This window comes from Comamonas testosteroni (genome assembly GCF_000761245.1).
GTDB classification, from domain to species: Bacteria; Pseudomonadota; Gammaproteobacteria; order Burkholderiales; family Burkholderiaceae_C; genus Comamonas; species Comamonas testosteroni_C.
The window spans coordinates 88215-107205 of sequence record NZ_AWOR01000044.1 but is presented as its reverse complement, the minus strand read 5'-3'; the positions used below and the strand labels follow the sequence as shown (position 1 = coordinate 107205).

Sequence of the window (18991 nt, the reverse complement as noted above, 5' to 3'; positions counted from 1 at the left end):
CGGCCGCGCCGCCCCGCAGCGAGGCTGTCGTCTCCCTCCCGCGTAGCGAGAGAGGGGGAAGGCGCGAAGCGACTCAGGGGGTGTTTCATCGAATGCCCGTGAGCTTGTGGGTTTGCAGACTCAGGCGCCAGGCGGGGCGCTGCATGCATTGCTCGATACAGGCGGCAATATTGCTGCTCTGCATGGCGTTGTCCATGGGCTGCAGAAAATAGTGCTGGAATTCGGTGCTGGCTTCAATGGCCGCCAGGTCGAATGTGGGCTGAGGCCAGACCAGCTTGAGCTCCTGGCCGCTGCGCTGAATCCAGTCGGCGCCGGCCTTGGGGCTGATGCACAGCCAGTCTATGCCCTCGGGCGCGGCCACCGTGCCGTTGCTTTCCACCGAGATGCGAAAACCGCGCGAATGCAGGGCGGCGATCAGGGCCTCATCGACCTGCAGCAAAGGCTCGCCACCCGTCAGCACCACCATGCGGTGCCGGCTGTCGTCGGCAGGCCACTGGCTCAGAATGCGCTCGGCCAGCGCATCGGCGGTGGCGAACTTGCCGCCCAGGGTGCCGTCAGTGCCGACAAAATCGGTGTCGCAGAACTGGCAGATGGCATTGGGCCTGTCCTGCTCACGGCCCGTCCACAGATTGCAGCCCGCAAAGCGGCAGAACACGGCGGGCGTGCCGGCCTGGCCGCCTTCGCCCTGCAAGGTGTAGAAAATTTCTTTGACGCTGTATGTCATGTCGAATGTGTCGCGTCAAGGCGCGGTGGAACAGGAGGCTGGCGTGCTGCAGCCCGGGATACGAATGTAAGCCCTTGCTGAACTTCTGGTGGGCCATAGGGTTACAAGGCGCGTGCCTTGCAACCGGCCTCAAGCCTCACACCGGGGTATAGGCCAGGCGCACATAAATGGGCGCGTAGGCTTCGGCCTGGGTGATTTCGATCAGCGTTTCCTTGGCCAGCTCCAGCATGGCGATAAAGGTCACGACCAGCACGGTCGAGCCTTTTTCAGGGTTGAAGATGCGCTCGAACTCCACGAAACGCTGGCCCTGCAGCTGCTTGAGGATCTGGCTCATGTACTCGCGCACCGACAGCTCTTCGCGCGTGATCTTGTGGCTTTGCACCAGCTTGGCGCGCTTGAGGATGTCGCGCCAGGCCGCTTGCAGCTCGCCGATTTCCACATCCGGAAAGCGCGGTTGCAGGCTTTGCTCGATATAGACCGTGGCCTTGAGAAAATCGCGCCCGTAGGTGGGCAGCTGCCCCAGCTGCTGGGCGGCCAGCTTCATCTGCTCGTATTCGAGCAGGCGGCGCACCAGCTCGGCGCGCGGGTCCTCGGCTTCCTCGCCGTCCTCCTGCTTCTTGGGCGGCAGCAGCATGCGCGACTTGATCTCGATGAGCATGGCCGCCATCAGCAGATATTCGGCTGCCAGCTCCAGATTGCGGCTGCGCACCTCGTCCACATAGGTCATGTACTGGCGTGTCACGTCCAGCATGGGGATGTCGAGGATGTTGAAGTTCTGCTTGCGGATCAGATAGAGCAGCAAGTCCAGCGGGCCTTCAAAGGCTTCGAGAAAGACTTCCAGCGCATCGGGCGGAATATAGAGATCCTGGGGCAGCGCAAACAGCGGCTCGCCGTAAAGGCGTGCCAGAGCCACCTGATCGACGACCGAAGGCGACGGGTCAGGGGCGTCCGGGTTCTGGCCCGGCAACAGGGTCTGTTCTTCAGCCTCGCTCATGGTCTGCTATGGATTGCAGAGCTGAGCGCGCTTGATGAATAAGCGCTTGAGGCTGATTTCATCGAAAAGATCAGGAGTGGTTGGTCTGGTACACGTAGGGCTGTTGTTCCACGCGGCTGGCGCGCAGATCTTCCCAGACTTCATAGTTCACGTCCTTGTCCCACAGCAGGGCGCGACCGGCTTGCTGCTGCTTGTCCAGCTCGGGCTTTTGCTGCTTCAGGTCGTTGATGAAGTTGGTGGTGTCGGAACGGTAGTCGGGGCGACGGAAGAAAGACATATGTGTAAAACCTCTCAGAACAGCGGATTTTAGCCCGTCGCGGACGCCAGGCCCGCGCCGGGCTATTTCAGCTCCTTGAGAGAGATCTGCGCGAACTCCTTGCATTCGTCCGAGGCCAGGGGCGAATCGACGATCTTGCGCAGCACGGCTGCAAATTCGGCGGCTCCGACCGGGTTCGGGTCGCCGCGCTGAAAGTCTTCATCCACGCGCATGGTGCGGTCCAGCCAGCCCATCACCTGCACGCTGGGTTGGCGCTCCAGCGACGCCAGCAAGGCCGGGGTGTAGGCGGCCATGGGGTGCTCCTCGATCAGGCTGCCGAACGGGCCGGGGCCGCCATAGTCCAGTTCGGGATAGGTTTCAATCAGCGTCAGGATATGCGGCAGGACCTGCTCCAGTGCCGCGTCCTGCAGTGTCTCCAGGTGCTCGTAGACGGGATCGATGATCAGCCATTTGTCCTGCTGATCCCGGGCCGCCTGCGCGGCGTTGGTGAATTGGGAAAACAGTTGCTCAAGGGTTGTGCTCACAGGGAATGGCTCCGTTTTGACAAGCGTTTGCAAAAGTGGCGCGTGTGCGCGGGTGGCTTGCTGTCAGAATTCGCATTCTGTCTGGCAAGCATTGTGATTCAAGTCCATGAATATTTTTTCCCGTGTGACGGCGGCCCTGGCGGCCGCTGCAATCAGCACCCTGGCGCTGCTGGGGTGCGACGAGCAGAAGATCAAGGAGCTGGAGGAAGGCCTGTCCACCGAGGCCGATGTGCGCGCAAAGTTTGGCGAGCCCGAACGCATCTGGAACGAAGAGGATGGCTCGCGCACCTTTGAGTACAACCGCCAGCCGGCCGGTGCCAGGAACTACATGATCACCATAGGCGCGGACGGCAAGATGAGTGCGCTGCGCCAGGTGCTGGCCCCGCATGTGTTTGCGAGGATCGTGCCCGGCATGGAGGAAAACGAGGTGCGCCGCATGCTGGGCAAGCCCGCCAAGATGATGACTTACCAGCTCAAGCAGGAAACCGACTGGGACTGGAACTACATCGATCCGCCCACGCGCGAGATGCAGTTCACGGTGACCTTTGGCTCCGATGGCCGGGTGCTGCGCACGCTCAACCGCGAACGCCTGCCCGACGAGTCGCGCGGCTGAGCGGCCCTAAAGGGGGCGGATCTGCTCAAAGCCCTGCCTGCGATGGTGCAGTCAGGGCTTTTTGGCATCTGTCTTGGCATCCGATAGGGAGGCGCTGCGCGCATACGTTGGTGACGGGTGCGCTGGATTGCTTCTGAATTGATAGCTTGCAGTGCTTTAACAGTAAGCGATGGGGGCCGAAAAGCTAAAGGTTCTTGATGGAGGTGCTTCCGAAATTCCCCTTCGGGATTTGTTGCGTTGCAGCAAATCATGTGCATACAGCATGAGTCCATCCGTAAAATTAAGGGGTTACCCGGTGTTATCCGCACCGGCACGCCCCGGTCTTTATCGAGATCATGGGCATCAATCTTGCTGTCTTACCCGACATGTCCACACCGCTATCTTCTTCGGCCAGCTCTGCTCTGGCCGGCCGCATGGATGCCCCCGCTGCTGCGGCACCGGCCACTTCGGGCCTGCGCCATGGCCGCTTCGAGGACGCGCAGGCCCTGTTCACGGGCTCGCTGTTTGTCTCCATCACCATGATGCTGTTTGCGCAGGCGGGCTTGCTCACGGGCAGCACGGCGGGCGTGGCCTTTTTGCTGCACTACGTGACGGGACTGCCTTTCGGCGCCGTCTTCTTTGTCATCAATCTGCCGTTCTACTGGTTTGCCTGGAAGCGCATGGGCGCGGAGTTCACGATCAAGACCTTTGTCTCGGTCGCCATGCTGGCACTGATGGCCGATGTGGGCCCGCGCTTCATCCATATCGACTACCTGAATCCGCTCTATGCGGCCGTGGCGGGCGGCTTGCTCATGGGATCGGGTTGCCTGTTCCTGGCACGGCATCGCTCCAGTCTGGGCGGGGCCACCATCGTCTCGCTCTATCTGCAGGACCGTTACGGCATTCGCGCCGGCAAGGTGCAGATGATGATCGACTGCACAGTTGTGCTGCTGGCGCTGGCCATCGTGCCGCTGGAGCGCGTGGCGTATTCGGTGCTTGCGGCGGTGATCATGAGCATGTTTCTGTGGATCAGTCATCGTCCCGGCCGCTATCAGGGCAACTGAGGCCTGTCATTCATGAAAAAGCCCCGCCCCGGTGCAAACCGGGCGGGGCTTTTTCATTGCCGGGCCGCCCCAAGATGAAAACGCCGGGGCCGCCTAGGCCCTCTCGGAGGGGGCGCGGCCACATGTAGTGGGCAAGCGTGGTGAGCCATTTCTCATGGCTCTCGCCATTAGGCGACGCTGATCGTCTTCTGGGCACTCAGCGTCTGGCCCTGCTCGTCCTTCCACTGCATCTGCAGCTCGCCGCTTTCCCGGGCCACAAAGGTGAACTCGATATAGGGGTTCTGCGCAATCGAGATGCCTGGCTCCCAGCTGAACAGCAAGGCGTTGCCCAGCCGGGCTTCGAAACGGCTCACGATATTGCGCGGACGCACCTTGCCCGTGGCCGGGTCGGTGCGCAGACCGCTTTCCATGACATGTTCCATCTGCGCGCGCACGCGCAGCACTTCGCCTTTCTTGGGGTTGGCATTACTGACCCATACGCGGGGTGGTTTATTCATCAAAATTCCTTTCAGTTCAGGCATCTATCGTGAATGTGGATGCAGCTACGCCCCATACCAGAAGTGGGCCTGGGCCAGCAACCGCCGCGCAAAGGCCGCCCTGCCGCGCGGGCGGTGTCCCCCTCGGCCACGCAAAGCGTGGCACAACAGAGGGGGAGGGAGCGCAGCGACTCAGGGGGTGTTTACAGATTCACATGCCGCAGCCGCTGGCGGCCACGGTCGTTGCCTGTTTGGCGATCAGTATCTTGCCGCTTTTCATGCGTGCCAGGGCATGAACGGTCTGCGACTGGGACAGGCGTATGCGCACCGCCGCCTCGGCCGCTCCGGCCGCAGCCGTGAACTGCATGCGGCAGGCCAGCGGCGAGGGGTTGAGCTCGGCCAGCACGATGATCTCCTCGCACCAGTCCTGCTCGGTGATGGGCAGCGTCGCCTTGACCTTGACGGGAACGGCGCTGGGGTTGTCGGCCAGCACGGGAACCTCCAGCTGCAGGCCTTCGGCCAGGCCAGGCTTGCCGCCCGTGAATTGCTCCATGATTTTCCTGAACTCGGCCGGGTTGGGGGCCAGCGGCCCGACCAGCGAAGGCTTGGCCGCGCTGCTGGCCTGGGCCAGGGCCGAGGCGGGAAGTGCCAGACCGGCCCCAGCCGCCGCCGCGCCCAGCACCAGACTTCTACGGGAGGTGTGCTTGAACATTGCTTTTCTTCAATCCAATTAACAAAACTTCAATACTCGCACCGGCTCCAAGCGAGAGACGCCAAGCAAGAGCCGCCTCGCGGCGGGGGCGCCTAGCAGAGGGCGTCGTCCCCCCTCCCGAAGAGAGAGGGGGAAGCGGCAAAGCCGCTCAGGGGGAGATTTAAGTGCCCAAGAAATCTCCGAACTTGCCGTTGATCCAGGCAAAGTCTTCCTTGACCAGATCGGAGGTACGCACATCCATGTCGATCTGGGTCTGGTTGACCTGGCCGCTGGCGTCCACCTCGTATTCGAACTTCACCGAAATTTCCTCCTGAGGGTCGCCGTTGACCATCATGTAGCAGAGGTTGTCGGGCAACCGGGCCACGACCTCCTTGCCGGCCACGCGCTCGGCAATGTTCCGGGCCACGATCTTGCCGACGTAATTGGCCACATGGCCGCTCTTGGGGTAGTGGCCGAACTGGGGCGAGATCGCGCCCATCAGATCGCCGACGAAGTACACGCGGTCGTCGCTTCTGGCATGGAACAGACGGTTGTGCATATCGGCCCAGCCCGTGGGCTTGCCGGTGGCCGCATCCTTGCCGATCAGATCGGCCTTCCAGACCATGTCGGCCGCCTGGTGGGGCGGCATCAGGATGGCGTCGTCAAACTTGAAGTCGCCTGCGGCGGTCTTGATCTGCTTGTTGAAGGGGTCCACTTCCTTGACGCCGGCGTTTGGCACATGGGTGATGATGTCTGCGTACAGCTCTTCGAAAGCCTGCTTGTAGCCCACGCCGATGGGGGCGATCTTGGGCTTGGGGTCGAGGATCAGGATCTTGCCGGGAATCTTGTTCTTCTTGATATGCCAGGCAATCAGGCAGGCGCGCTCATAGGGCGAGGGCGGGCAGCGATGCGGCGGAGGTGGCAGCGTCATCACCAGCGTGCCGCCCTTGAAGTTCTTGACCTTGCTCTTGAGCGAGAGCATTTCCTGATTCGGGATATAGGCGTTGGGAAAGTGGGTGCGCGTGTACTCGATGGCGCGCTGGTCGTTGCCGAACCAGGCCTCGTAGTCGTTGCGAATGCCGCCCGAGAGAATCAGGAAGTCGTACTCGATCAGGCCATGGGCCGTGCGCACCAGCTTTTTGTCGCGCTCGAAGCCGTTGACTTCGGTTTGCAGCAGCGTGTAGCCGTATTTGTTGGCCGGGTGCAGCATGTCGCGGTTCACGAAGTCCGTACCCACGATATCCACCAGCCACTTGTTGCTCATGGGGCCGGACCAGAAGGTCGGATTGCGCTCCAGCAGCACGACGTCGGAAGCGGGAATCAGCTCGCGCAGATAGCGTGCCGCCGTGAGGCCGCCCCAGCCGCCGCCGCAGATCACGATGCGCGGACCCTTGCCCTTGCGCGGCAGGATGGGCGTCTGGCTGCTGATGATGGCGGGTGCAGCCATTGCCGGGCCGGCAGCGGCGCCCAGAGCGAGTGCGGGCGGAGTCCAGAGGAAATGGCGACGTTGCATGAGCATTGCTCCTGTAATGGGAATGGGGCCTGATCAAGGCCTCGGATTCGGGGGAGGGGCAAGCAAGCTTGGGCGCAGCGCGGTGGGATTGCCTCTCAGCCGACACGCGGCACAAGCACAGCTGGTGGCTGGAGATTCTAGGAGCAGGCCCTGATCCGGAATCGGTGAATACCCAAGCGAAGCCAGCGCTATTGCTGGCGCAGCAGGCGCAGACTGAGAAGCGCTCCGAGCAGGATGCCGGCAACGGCCGCAAAACTGGCCAGCGACAGCGTGGACAGCCCGCTCAGCCCCTGGCCGATGGAGCAGCCTGCGGCCAGTACGCCGCCAACGCCCATCAGCAGGCCGCCACCGGCGCTGGCAGCCAGGCGGCTGGTGGAGTCAAAGCCTTCCCAGCGCGCCTTGCGGCTGCCAAGGGCTGCGAGAAATGCGCCGGCGAGCACGCCCGCCGTCAGCGCCAGGCCTATGCCGGGCTCGCGGCCCACGGACAGTTGCAGATAGAGCTGGGTCTCGGCAATCGGTCCGATAAAACTCAGCGAGGTGAGCCGGGCCGGCTCGAACTCATCGACCCCGATATGCGCAGTCAGCCACCAGCCGGCAGCCACCAGCAGGCCTATGAGCACCGCACTGCCCCACTGCAAGCGGCTTTGGCGCAGGCCGGGGCGCAGCAGGGCGTAAGCCAGCAGCGCCAAGGCGGGCACCAGCGCGATCAGCCAGGCGCTCAACCCAGGCAGATAGGCTGTCAGGGTGGCATGGGTCAACGTGACGGGGGCGAGGGCCTGCAGCCAAAGGCGCAGAGGGGTCAGTACACCGGTCATGGCCAGTTGCGCGCCCAGCGCCAGAAATACGACGGTGACCAGGCAGCGCAGATTGCCGCCCGCCAGCAGCACCAGAGAGCGTGCTCCGCAGGCGCGGGCCAGCACCATGCCGATGCCGAACAGCAAACCTCCAATCAGCACGCCGGCAATGGAAAAGCTGGGCCGCACAATGGCAGCCTGGCCCAGATCAAGCATTCCAAGAGCCTGCAGCCCCTGCGAGGCCAGCAAGGCAACCGCCAGTGCCAGGGCAAAGCCCTGCAGCGCAGGCGCCTGGCCGGGCGCCACTTCCGAATCCAGCCCCATCTGCTGGCGCAGGCCACGCAGCAGACAGAAACGTCCCAGCCGCGCGGCAACGCCAAAAGCCATGCCCAGCAAAAAAACAGACCACAACAACATATCGATGACTCAAGCAAGGCAAGCGGCAGCGCAGCCTTGAAATACGGCTGCTTCCGGCTTGGGGCGCGCTGGGGAGGGCCACCAAGCAAGGGCCGCCCCGCCGCGATGGTGGCGTCCCCTTCCCGCAGTGCGAAGCACGTAGAGAGAAGGGGAAGGCGCAAAGCGCCTCAGGGGATGAGCCAGTTAACTACCCCAGATATCCGCGCTGATCGCCTTGTACCAGGCCGCGCCGTAGTCGGCCTCGGCCTTGCGGAAGGCGGCATCGCCGTTCAGGGGGCTCACGCCGCCGGAGTCGGGCACCTCGATCAGCTTGCCCGCTGCCGTGCGGTAGACGCCGGCCACGGAGATGCCGTAGTCGGTGCCGATCAGGCTGTAGCAGGTGTTGGCAAAGGCCGCAGCAGGCAGGGGCTGGCCGCTCAGTTCGGCGGCAATCGCGGCAGCGGCCACCTTGCCTTGCGTATTGGCGGCAAAGCCGGACTTGGGCATGGGCGCAGCAATCGTGGCGTCGCCCAGCACATAGACATGCTGGATCTGGGTGGATTCAAAGGATTCGGGCTTGACGGGCACCCAGCCGCTGGCGTTGGTCACGCCGGCGCGGTCGGCGATAAAGCCGGCCTTCTGGGGCGGGATGACGTTGAGCACATCGGCCTTGTGCCGGGTTCCGAAAGCGGTTTCCACTTCCAGGTTCTTGGCATCCACGCGCGTGACCTTGCCGTCATCGGCCTGCTTGACCCACTCGATCATGTCGCCGTATAGCGCCTTCCAGCCCTGGATGAACAGACCTTGCTTGGAGAAGGCGTCCTTGTCGTCCAGCAGCAGAATCTTGGACTTTGGTTTGTGCTGCTTGAGGTAGTGGGCCACCATGGCGGCGCGCTCGTAGGGGCCGGGCGGGCAGCGGAAAGGGTTGGCAGGGATGACCATCACGAACTTGCCGCCATCGGGCATGGCTTCGAGCTGCTTCTTGAGCAGCTGGGTCTGTGCTCCGGCCTTCCAGGCATGGGGGGCGAGTTGGGCGGCCGCCTCGTCATAGCCTTCCAGCGCATTCCAGCGCATGTCGATGCCGGGCGAGAGCACCAGCTTGTCATAGCTCAGCGCCTGACCGTTGGACAGCAGCACGCGCCTGGAGTCGGTCAGGACCTGGTCGGCACGTGCATGGACCACGTTCACGCCGGCCTTGCGCAGACCGCCGTAGCCGTGGCCAATGCTGTCCCAGCTGCGCAGGCCGGCCAGGTACAGATTGGAGAAGGGGCAGGTATAGAAGCGCTCGGCCGGCTCCACCAGCGTGACCTGGATATGCGGTGCGAACTGGCGCAGATAGCGCGCGGCCGTGGCTCCGCCAAAGCCGCCGCCGATAACGACCACATGGGCCGAGGCTGCCTTGGCCTGCACGATGGCTGGCATTGCGAAGCTGGCTGCGCCGGCGGCGGCACCGCCGAGAATTTGACGACGATTGATCTGCATTTACGGGCCCTTCTTGCTGAACCACTGGGCCAGCGCTTTGAGTTGCTCATCGTCGTAGCCCTTGGCCAGACGGGTCATGACGGTGGCGTCCTTGGCGGTGCCGGCCTTGAAGGCCTGAAGGCGTTGCAGCAGATGGGCCTCAGGCAGGCCGCGCAGCTGGGGAATGACGCCCGTGGAGCGGCCGTCCGGGCCGTGGCAGTTGGCGCAGCTGGCGGCCAGCACGGCCACATCCTGCACACGCAAGGAGGTGGCGGCAGAGCTGGCCAGGCTGGGCAGCGGCGCTGCCAGGGCAAAAGCCAGCCATAGCGCAGAGCGCGCTGAAGTGAGCAAGGGTTTCGATCGCATGGGGCCTCCCGTTGTCCCCACGCAAGGCCGCGTGGGGGATTTATGACCTCGATGCCTGAATGTGCGCGGCCTTTGTTATCTGTGGCGAATGTCGAGCATTCTTCTGGGCAGGGGCGGAGCAGGCAGAGTTGATGGAGTCGGATTCTAGGAAGTGGACCGCTCCTGGCAAGCTCAATATCCCGGTGGTGTAACAGGAAGTTATTGGTTATTTAGTTATGCGCTGCGCTTGTGCTTGCAGGGCCGCGCCAGGGCATGAAAAAACCGCATTGCGCTATCTAATGTGTAGCGCAATGCGGTTTTCCGTGAACCGATGCGGGCGGTTCGTCAGTATTGCTGCGGCAGCCCGTCAGAGGGCGCGGCAGGTGCGGGGCTGGCGGTCGTTGCCGGCATTTCTGCCGCTGCGGGAGCGGTGGGCGAGGGATCGCGGTAGCGAATATTCACGCCGCTGGTATCGGGCGGGTCGTCATCCATCAAGGCATCAGCGGCCTTGCCCACGCCCTTGCCGACGATCTTGGCTGTGCCGATGGCGGCATCGGCAGCCAGGCCCACGGCCCCGGCCGTCACGCTGATGGCGGTGCCGGTGACGGCGATCACGGTGCAGCCCGAGAGCGCCAGGCATAAAAAAGCTCCAGCCAGCCAGAAACCGCAGGAGCCTGATGAGGCATGCCCCCGCGAGGAGACACCGAGCAAGAGCCGCCTCGCGGCGAAGGTGTCGCCCCCCCGGGGGGAAGGCGCCGAAGGCGACTCAGGGGGGATCATGAGATCAATGAATCCGCATGCCGGGCATGGCGCCGGGGAAGGGCTCCAGCACATAGATGCCGGGGTGGGTCTTCTCGTCGGCGTGGCTGGCGGCCAGCACCATGCCTTCGGACAGGCCGAACTTCATCTTGCGCGGTGCCAGATTGGCCACCATCACCGTCAGCTTGCCCTGCAGTTGCTCAGGCTGGTACATGCTGCTGATGCCGCTGAACACATTGCGGGTCCTGGGCTGGCCCCTCTCGTCCTTCTCGCCCACGTCCAGCGTCAGCTGCAGCAGCTTGGTCGAGCCTTCCACCGCCCTGCATTCCACAATCCTGGCGATGCGCAGATCGACCTTGGCAAAGTCGTCGATGCTGATGGTCTCGGCCAGCGGCTCGCCGCCGGGGGCATTGGGGTCGATCACGGGCTCGGCCTTCTTGGCGGCCTTTTTCTCGGCCTTGGCGGGTTCGGCAGCGGGGGCGGCCTGGCCAGCGGGCGCTTCGAACAGGGCTTCGAGCTGCTTGGGATCGACACGCTGCATCAGGTGCTGGTAGATGCCGATCTGGTGGCCTGCGCCCAGGGGCTTGACCACGTCGGCAAAGCTCTCGGGCGGCACGATGAGGAATCGGGCCACTTCGGCGGCCACGCCGGGCAGGATGGGGCTCAGGTAGATGGTCAGGATGCGGAAGGCTTCGATGCAGGTCGTGCACACATCGTGCAGGCGTGCATCCATGCCTTCCTTCTTGGCCAGCTCCCAGGGCTTGTTGGCGTCCACATAGCTGTTGACCTTGTCGCACAGCAGCATGATCTCGCGCGCGGCACGGGCGCTGTCGCGGGCCTCGTAGGCGGCGACGATGGCGGCTTGCTGCTCGCGCAGCGCGGCCAGCAGGGCCTGGCCGTCTTCGCTTACCTGACCCAGCCTGCCGTCAAAGCGCTTGCTGATGAAGCCTGCGGCGCGCGAAGCGATGTTCACGTACTTACCGATCAGGTCGGAGTTGACGCGCAGCATGAAGTCTTCGGGATTGAAGTCGATGTCTTCGTTCTTGCCGTTGAGCTTGGCGCCCAGGTAGTAGCGCAGCCACTCGGGGTTCATCTTGAGCGACAGGTACTTGAGCGGATCGAGGCCGGTGCCGCGGCTCTTGCTCATCTTCTCGCCGTTGTTCACGGTCATGAAGCCGTGCACGCAGATCCTGGTCGGCGTCTTGCGGCCGCTGAACTTGAGCATCGCGGGCCAGAACAGCGTGTGGAAGGTGATGATGTCCTTGCCGATGAAGTGGTACTGCTCCAGAGCGGGGTCGGCCATATAGGCGTCATAGTCCTCGCCGCGCTTGTTGAGCAGTTCCTTGAGCGATGCCAGATAGCCCACGGGCGCATCCAGCCAGACATAGAAGTACTTGCCCGGAGCATCGGGAATCTCGATGCCGAAATAGGGGGCGTCGCGGCTGATGTCCCAGTCGTCCAGGCCTTCGCTGGTCGAGCCGTCAGGGTTGGTGCGCACACCGAACCATTCCTTGATCTTGGCCGCCACTTCGGGCTGCACATGCTTGCCGTTCTGCGTCCACTCGGTCAGGAACTCCACGGCGCGCGGGTCGGAGAGCTTGAAGAAGAAATGCTCGGACGACTTCATCACCGGCGTGGCACCCGACAGGGCCGAGAACGGGTTGATGAGGTCGGTGGGCGCGTAGACCGAGCTGCAGACTTCGCAGTTGTCGCCGTACTGGTCCTTGGCGTGGCAGCGCGGGCATTCGCCCTTGATGAAGCGGTCGGGCAGGAACATGTTCTTCTCGGGGTCGAAGAACTGCTCGATGGTGCGGGATTCGATGAAGCCGGCGGCCTTCAGGTCCAGATAGATCTGCTTGGACAGCTCGTGGTTTTCGGCGCTGTCGGTGTTGCTCCAGTTGTCGAAGGCGATGTGGAAGCCGTCGAGGTACTGCTTGCGGCCGGCGGCGATGTCGGCCACGAACTGCTGGGGCGTCTTGCCGGCCTTTTCGGCGGCAATCATGATGGGCGCGCCGTGGGCGTCGTCGGCGCCCACGAAGTTGACCGCATTGCCCTGCATTCGCTGCGCACGCACCCAGGTGTCGGCCTGGATGTATTCCATGATGTGGCCGATGTGGAAGTTGCCGTTGGCATACGGCAGGGCGGTGGTGACGAATAGTTTGCGTGCGGTCATGAGGAAACAGCTTTCACAGAGAACCCGTCATTCTAGAAGGGCTTGGCTTCAGGCTGCGGGCGCGGGTTTTGCGGCGGCGCCCGCCGAGTTCGTTCGGCAACGGTAGTTGCTTTGTTTTTTGTAGCTAGTTACGCAGTTTGCATATTGTTTTCAATATGAAAACAATGTTAATTCTATGAATATAAAGCGTAAGTAGCTCCTAAATTAGAAGCGTTGGCCGAGGCTGCGCTCAGCTCACCGAAGGTCTTTTGTTGCGATACATGTCCTGGTCGGCCACCTTGAGCAGGCTTTGTGCATCCTGAGCATCTCTGGGATACAGGGCCTGCCCCACGGATGCGCCCACGGTCACGGCTTCCCCCTCGGGAATGCCTTGCAGCGTGCTCAGCGGCTGTTGCAGCGCATGCTCTATCTTCAGGCGCACGGCCTGAACCTGCTCCTCGTCGCTGACGCCGCGCAGGATGAGGATGAACTCGTCACCGCCCAGGCGGGCAACGACATCGTCGGGGCGCAGCAGATTGCGCAGGCGCAGGCTGATCTCGGCCAGTGCCAGATCGCCGTTGTCATGGCCCCAGCGGTCATTGAGCGGCTTGAAGCGGTCCAGGTCCACGAACAGCAGGGCAAATGGGGCGGCCATGCTCCGACCGGGCAGGGGGCGGGTGAGTGTGGTCAGAATATGCTGCAGTGCGCTGCGGTTGCTGGCTCCGGTCAGTGGATCGGTAAACAGGCTGTGGCGCATGCGGTGGAAATTGTGGGCCAGTTCACCAATTTCATCGCGGCGCTGCACTTCGATCGGCGTGTCGATTTCGCCCTGGCCCACGCTGCGTACGGCGCGGGTCAGCGAGCGCATATCGTTGGCCACGGCGCCGAAGATGCGGGTGCCGATGACGACGGCCACGACCAGGGCCAGCAAGCCCAGGCTGCCCACCATGGCCATATGGCGGTAGACACCGGCCAGCATGTCCTTGTGCGGTACGGCCACCACGGCCATCCAGTCCTGACCGGCTCCATTGCTCAGACGCCGGTAGGCAATGCGAATATGGTTGTGCCTGTCATCTTCGAGCAGGGCTGTGCCGAGGGCGTCGCTGGACGGCGAGGCCTGGAAGGCGCCCCGGATTTTGTCGTACACCGCCTGAATCAGCGGGTCCTGGCTGTTGGCGGCGGTCATGCGCTCCAGCTTGCCGTCTTCGCGCCGGTGGATGTTGGGCATGCCGGTGGCGGCGATCAGGGAGCCGTCGGCCTCGATGATGAAGGCGCGACCATGTTCGCTCAGGTGCAACTGGTTGACGAATTCGTTGAGAGCACGCAGCGAAATATCAGTGGCAACCACACCCTCGAGACTGCCCTTGCTGGAGAGGATGCGGCGTGCGCGCGTGAGCACCAGGTCCTTGGCACTGAAGTCGATATAGGCAGGAGTCCAGATCACATCGGCCGATTGCGCCGCAAGCTTGAACCAGGGGCGCTGGCGCGGCTCGAACAGATTGGTTTCGGTGGATTCGTAGATCGGCTCGGCATGCATGCCGGCGACCTTGAAGTAGCTGCGGTGCTCGCCGGGCTGGGTCTTGAGGCGCAACTGGCCCAGTTCTGGGGCCACTCGCTTGAGAGCAATGCCCTGGCCCGCGATATTGGCGTAGTACACATAGTCATTAGGCCGGGTATGCAGCGAGGTCGCCACCCACAGCCGGGAGATCAGCTCGGGAATATGTTCGCGGATATCGGCAGCTACGGGCTGGCCGCTGGGAAACGCTGCCTCCAGCACGGCGCTGGACGGGTACAGGTGGCGATCCACGATCAGCGCGATACGCTCGGCTTTCTCTTCCATCACCTGCTCGGACAAGGCGGACACCGTGTTGCTGCCGGTCCAGTACCAGAGCATGCCCAGGGCCGATGTCAGCAGCGCAATCAGGGCAACAAAAGGCAGGATCAGCGAAAGCTTGAGCGATTTGGAAGCGCGGATGGGCTGTGGGGATGGAGTCACTAGGCGGTTGTCGGAAAGATGATGAAGGTCATGCAAAGTGTCTCACGCATCATTTGCCTGTCTCCTTTCGCATCATTAACATTTGTTACATTCTTGAGGCCAACCCAGGAAGGCGCACAGCTCCTCACTTCGGGCCAGCGTGTCTTTGCGCCCCAGTGCTATCAGTTCACGGGTATAGCCTTGCTCAAACAGCAGGTAGCTGGCCAGCGCGCCATCGCGCATGGGGTTGCCCGTGCCGGCGCGCACGCCCAGCGTGGCCAGCAGGGTGCGCACGGGCAGCGGCAGCTTGTCGATGTGGCGCGTGGCAATATCGTCGATGCGCTCGCTGGGGGTGATGGCCAGTACCTCGATAGGGCGCAGCCGGCTGTGGATGCGCTCGGCCGGCGAAATCAGGCTCAGCGTGTGATTGATGCGTTCGGCACGCTCTATGTCCACAGCCAGCGTGTCCAGGAAGATGCTCGACAGCGCGTGCCCGGCCACCTGGGCCAGGGTGGGATAGCTGGCATCGGCCTGCGGCTGGCTGCTCACAGGCTCGTGGCGTCTGCCCGCGCCGACCACCAGCAGCTTGCTGGCGCCGAGATGGATGGCCGGGGCCAGGGGCGCAGTCTGGCGCATGGAGCCGTCGCCGAAATGCTCGAGATGTCCGTCCATGGGCAGCGGCATGGCTGGAAAGATGAAGGGAAGGGCCGACGAGGCCAGCAGGTGATCGGCGCTCAGCAGGGTCTGAACGGCCTTGCGCTGGTCGCGCACCCAGGGGCTCAAGGCTTCGCGAGTCTGAAAGAAAGTGATGTGCTGGCCGCTGCTGTAGCTGGACGCGGTGATGGCCAGGGCGTGCAGATGACCGCTGTCGATGAGTTGTGGAATGCGCTCGAACGGCATGAGGCCGCTGTTCATCAGGGTTTTGAGCGGAGCGTTGTCCAGCAGCGAGCGCGGGCGCATGCGGCTCCAGCGGGCCAGCGCCCAGCCCAGCGACAACAGCGTTAGCCAGCGTGCGCCGCTGCGCAGCACGCTGAGCGAGTCGGTCTTGTAGATTTGCTCGGTATGCATATGGCCCCAGACATGCAGCATGCGCCGCACTGCGCTGTCAAAGGCATCGGCATGGCAAGCCAGGGCTGCAACATTGATGGCGCCTGCCGATGTGCCTGCAAGCACTGGAAAGGGGTTGGGGCCATGCTGCAGACCGCGAGCGCGGCGCAGCTCGGCGATGGCTGCCAGCACGCCGACCTGGTAGGCAGCCCGGGCGCCGCCGCCGCTGAGCAACAGGCCGGTCTGCCCGATGCTGGAGCTGGGGCCTACGGAGCTCTGCCGCTCTGCTTCGGCAAGACTGGTTGGGAGGGGGGGAGAGAACTTCACTGCCGCCATGGCTGCAGTGTGCCCGGATTGGGCCGCGGGCGGTAGGTGGGCCGGGCCATCGAGCGGGCCGGTGGCGGCCCTGGGGACAGTCTGAGGCGGGCGTCAGCTCTTTTTCTGGTTCTTGGCGATCAGCGTGGCAATGGACTTGGCATCCAGCACCACCAACTGATTCTGCGCAGCCCAGCTGGCGGCATTCTCGCCCAGAGGCTGCAGAGCCACGTAAACGCAGAGATCGGCTTTCAGCTTGTGTTGCGCGGCCTGCAACTCGCGCAGCGGCTCCACGCCGTGGGCGGCGGCCTTCCAGCGGCGCGCGCCGACCACGCTGGTCTGGCTGTTGCGCGTCAGCAGCAGATCGGCACCGGCCTGGTTCAGGCGCTGAACCTCATAGCCTTCGGCTTGCCAGGCCGTCTGCAGCTGTGCGCTGAAGTCGGCCCAGGACTGCTCGGCAATCACCTGCTGAATCTGCTCCAGCCTTGCCGGGCTGGGGGCCCGCAGCTGCCTGTAGCAGGCAATGCAGCCGACGACGAAGAACGGGAAGGCGCCCAGCGCGGCAAAAGGCGAGATGTCTTTGGGGAACACCGCCAGCGACACCAGCACCACGGCAGCGCAGATCGCAAAGCTGATCCACCAGCGCGAGCGCATCAGGACTGCGAACAGGGAATTTTCGGCCATCTTCAGTTTCACGGGCTGTCTCTCAAATCTTGGGCAAAGGGCTGCATTGTCTCCTGTGCACAGGGGTTGGACAGCTTCGCTAGACTATCCCTCATTGAAGAAACCTCTGGAAAACTAAATCCAATGGCTGTTACAGAACAAGCGCTTCTGAGCGCGCTGGCCACCGTGCTTGATCCGCACACTGGCAAGGACTTTGTGAGCACGCGCGCCCTGCGCAATCTGCAGATCGCGGGTGACGACGTCTCGTTCGACGTGGAGATGGGCTATCCCGCCAGCAGTCTGCATCCTGCGCTGCGCAGCCAGTTCATCGCTGCGGCCAGGACGGTGGCCGGCGTGGGCAATGTCTCGGTCAACATCACCACCAAGGTAGCCTCGCATGCCGTGCAGCGCGGCGTGCAACTGCTGCCCGGGGTGAAGAACATCATCGCCATCTCGTCCGGCAAGGGCGGCGTGGGCAAGAGCACGACCACGGCCAATCTGGCACTGGCGCTGGCCGCCGAAGGTGCCCGCGTGGGCATTCTGGACGCCGACATCTACGGCCCCAGCCAGCCCATGATGATGGGCGTTTCGGGCAAGCCCGAAAGCCATGACGGCAAGACCATGGAGCCGCTGGAGAACCATGGCGTGCAGGTCATGTCCATCGGTCTGCTGGTCAACAACGACCAGGCCATGATCTGGCGCGGCCCCATGGCCACCCAGGCGCTGGAGCAGATGCTGCGCCAGACCAACTGGAAGGATCTGGACTATCTGCTGGTCGACATGCCGCCCGGAACCGGTGATATCCAGCTGACGCTGTCCCAGCGCGTGCCCATGACGGGCGCCGTGGTGGTGACCACGCCACAGGACATCGCCCTGATCGATGCCAAGAAGGGCATTCAGATGTTCGAGAAGGTCGGCGTGCCGATTCTCGGCCTGGTCGAAAACATGGCCGCCCATGTCTGCACCAATTGCGGCCATGTCGAGCATATCTTTGGCGCCGACGGCGGCAAGAAGATGGCCGGCGAGCAGAACATCGACTATCTGGGCGCGCTGCCCCTGTCGCTGCAGATCCGTCTGCAGGCCGACAGCGGTAAGCCCACGGTGGTGGCCGAGCCCGAGAGCGAAGCCGCCCAGGTCTACAAAAAGGTCGCCCGCGATCTGGCCGTGAAGGTAGCTCTCAAGGCCAAGGACTTCTCCAGCAAGTTTCCCACGATCACGGTTAGCAGCAATACCTGATGAACCTGCTGACCTCCATGCGTTATCTGGTGGCGCTCAATGAGCACCGCCATTTCGCGAGGGCGGCGCAGGCCTGTCATATCACGCAGCCTGCACTGTCCAATGCGCTCAAGGCGCTGGAGGACGAGTTCGGAGCCGTCATCGTCAGGCGCGGCCGCGTCTTCGGCGGACTGACCGCCGAGGGAGAGCAGGTGCTGGCCACGGCGCTGTCCATGCTCAGGGCCGAGGAGGCGCTGAGGCAGGATCTGAGCGCCGCAGCCGGCCAGCTCAAAGGCCTGCTGCGCATGGCTGCCGTGCCTACCGCCATCCCCATGCTGACGCGCTTTGCTGCGCTGCTGCGTGCCCGGCATCCGGGCATCACGCCCATGGTGCTCTCCATGAGCTCGCTGGAGATAGAAACCGGACTCGAAGATCTCACGCTGGACCTGGCCCTGGGCTATAGCGAAAGGCTGGAGTCGGGCAGCCGTGCGGCGCGCAGCGCCCGCATCTCCGTCTGGCCGCAGTATCAGGAGCATTATTTTCTGCTCAGTCCTGCGGCTGAAGAGCAGAGCCAGAAGCCTGTGAAATGGTCTCAGGCGGCCAGGCTGCCGCTATGTCTTTTGACGCCGGACATGCATAACCGGCTGATTGTGGACCAGAGCTTCATGGCGGCAGGCTGCGAGGTCAGTGCGGCCATGGAGACCAATTCCGTGCTGAGCCTGATGCTGGCCGTGACTGAAGGCGGTTTGCACAGCGTGCTGCCCGGCGCGCTGGTGGCGACGCTGCCCGATTCGGACCGGATCTCGGTGCGCCCTCTGACTGCACCCAAGGTGCAGACGGCCATCGCTTTCCTGAGCCCGTCGCAGGAGCAGGCCACCCGGGCCCAGCAGGCCGCCCTTGTGCTCATGCAGTCCCAGGACTGGCGCCAGCAATGTGCGAGCTTTGCCGGGGCCGTGCGCTGATTTGCAATTTGAATCGCTGCATCAATTCAAAGAATTTGACCTGAGTTGCGGC

The 18991-nt window shown here is 63.4% G+C and carries 19 protein-coding genes; 4 read left to right on the top strand and 15 right to left on the bottom strand.

Going from position 1 to position 18991, the window contains the following annotated elements; all coding sequences use genetic code 11:
• Nucleotides 1-85 precede the first annotated feature (85 nt).
• The 4 genes from queE to P353_RS10550 form a co-directional block, all read right to left on the bottom strand.
• Entirely contained in the window at nt 86-724 is a 639-nt protein-coding gene (gene queE / locus P353_RS10565; protein ID WP_034368901.1) for a 7-carboxy-7-deazaguanine synthase, read from the bottom strand.
• 136 nt (nt 725-860) lie between these two features.
• Nucleotides 861-1718: a segregation and condensation protein A gene (locus P353_RS10560; RefSeq protein WP_003051948.1), complete on the bottom strand. Its 858-nt coding sequence runs from the start codon at nt 1716-1718 to the stop codon at nt 861-863.
• 70 nt (nt 1719-1788) lie between these two features.
• Entirely contained in the window at nt 1789-1995 is a 207-nt protein-coding gene (locus tag P353_RS10555; protein WP_034368900.1) for a DUF3460 family protein, read from the bottom strand.
• A 62-nt stretch (nt 1996-2057) separates the two neighbouring features.
• Nucleotides 2058-2519, bottom strand: a complete 462-nt coding sequence (locus P353_RS10550) for a hypothetical protein (protein ID WP_034368899.1) — start codon at nt 2517-2519, stop codon at nt 2058-2060.
• A 106-nt stretch (nt 2520-2625) separates the two neighbouring features.
• On the opposite strand from P353_RS10550, the gene P353_RS10545 reads away from it, so the two are divergent.
• Nucleotides 2626-3132: a hypothetical protein gene (locus P353_RS10545; RefSeq protein ID WP_034368897.1), complete on the top strand. Its 507-nt coding sequence runs from the start codon at nt 2626-2628 to the stop codon at nt 3130-3132.
• Between the two features lie 335 nt (nt 3133-3467).
• The gene (locus P353_RS10540; RefSeq protein ID WP_034368896.1) at nt 3468-4175 is read left to right on the top strand and encodes a YitT family protein; all 708 of its coding nucleotides are present in this window, start codon (nt 3468-3470) and stop codon (nt 4173-4175) included.
• A gap of 167 nt (nt 4176-4342) precedes the next feature.
• On the opposite strand, the gene soxZ is transcribed toward P353_RS10540, so the two are convergent.
• From soxZ to P353_RS10485, 11 genes are all read right to left on the bottom strand, one after another.
• Nucleotides 4343-4672: a thiosulfate oxidation carrier complex protein SoxZ gene (soxZ, locus tag P353_RS10535; protein WP_034368893.1), complete on the bottom strand. Its 330-nt coding sequence runs from the start codon at nt 4670-4672 to the stop codon at nt 4343-4345.
• Between the two features lie 190 nt (nt 4673-4862).
• Nucleotides 4863-5363, bottom strand: coding sequence for a thiosulfate oxidation carrier protein SoxY (locus P353_RS10530; protein ID WP_034368892.1), 501 nt, complete (start codon nt 5361-5363; stop codon nt 4863-4865).
• A 160-nt stretch (nt 5364-5523) separates the two neighbouring features.
• Nucleotides 5524-6855, bottom strand: a complete 1332-nt coding sequence (locus P353_RS10525; RefSeq protein WP_034368974.1) for an FAD/NAD(P)-binding oxidoreductase — start codon at nt 6853-6855, stop codon at nt 5524-5526.
• Nucleotides 6856-7043: 188 nt separating this feature from the next.
• Nucleotides 7044-8066 carry a YeeE/YedE family protein gene (locus P353_RS10520; RefSeq protein ID WP_034368890.1) on the bottom strand — a complete coding sequence of 341 codons (1023 nt, stop codon included), beginning with the start codon at nt 8064-8066 and terminating at the stop codon, nt 7044-7046.
• 183 nt (nt 8067-8249) lie between these two features.
• Entirely contained in the window at nt 8250-9527 is a 1278-nt protein-coding gene (locus P353_RS10515) for an NAD(P)/FAD-dependent oxidoreductase (RefSeq protein WP_034368888.1), read from the bottom strand.
• Nucleotides 9528-9857, bottom strand: coding sequence for a c-type cytochrome (locus tag P353_RS10510; RefSeq protein WP_034368887.1), 330 nt, complete (start codon nt 9855-9857; stop codon nt 9528-9530).
• A gap of 339 nt (nt 9858-10196) precedes the next feature.
• A complete protein-coding gene (locus P353_RS10505; protein WP_230847764.1) occupies nt 10197-10466 on the bottom strand; it encodes a hypothetical protein in 270 nt (89 codons plus the stop codon).
• 169 nt (nt 10467-10635) lie between these two features.
• Nucleotides 10636-12783, bottom strand: a complete 2148-nt coding sequence (gene metG, locus P353_RS10500; protein WP_034368885.1) for a methionine--tRNA ligase — start codon at nt 12781-12783, stop codon at nt 10636-10638.
• Between the two features lie 229 nt (nt 12784-13012).
• Nucleotides 13013-14758, bottom strand: a complete 1746-nt coding sequence (locus P353_RS10495; RefSeq protein WP_034368883.1) for a sensor domain-containing diguanylate cyclase — start codon at nt 14756-14758, stop codon at nt 13013-13015.
• 75 nt (nt 14759-14833) lie between these two features.
• A complete protein-coding gene (locus P353_RS10490; RefSeq protein ID WP_034368881.1) occupies nt 14834-16120 on the bottom strand; it encodes a patatin-like phospholipase family protein in 1287 nt (428 codons plus the stop codon).
• Nucleotides 16121-16213: 93 nt separating this feature from the next.
• Nucleotides 16214-16783 (bottom strand): restriction endonuclease, encoded by a 570-nt coding sequence (locus P353_RS10485; RefSeq protein WP_034368970.1) that lies wholly within the window; start codon nt 16781-16783, stop codon nt 16214-16216.
• A 123-nt stretch (nt 16784-16906) separates the two neighbouring features.
• On the opposite strand from P353_RS10485, the gene apbC reads away from it, so the two are divergent.
• Together apbC and P353_RS10475 are read left to right on the top strand one after the other, a co-directional pair.
• Nucleotides 16907-17998, top strand: a complete 1092-nt coding sequence (gene apbC, locus P353_RS10480; RefSeq protein ID WP_034368879.1) for an iron-sulfur cluster carrier protein ApbC — start codon at nt 16907-16909, stop codon at nt 17996-17998.
• Complete coding sequence (locus P353_RS10475) at nt 17998-18939, top strand: LysR family transcriptional regulator (RefSeq protein ID WP_034368877.1); 942 nt, start codon at nt 17998-18000, stop codon at nt 18937-18939. The genes apbC and P353_RS10475 overlap by 1 nt, the downstream gene beginning before the upstream one ends.
• Nucleotides 18940-18991 lie beyond the last annotated feature (52 nt).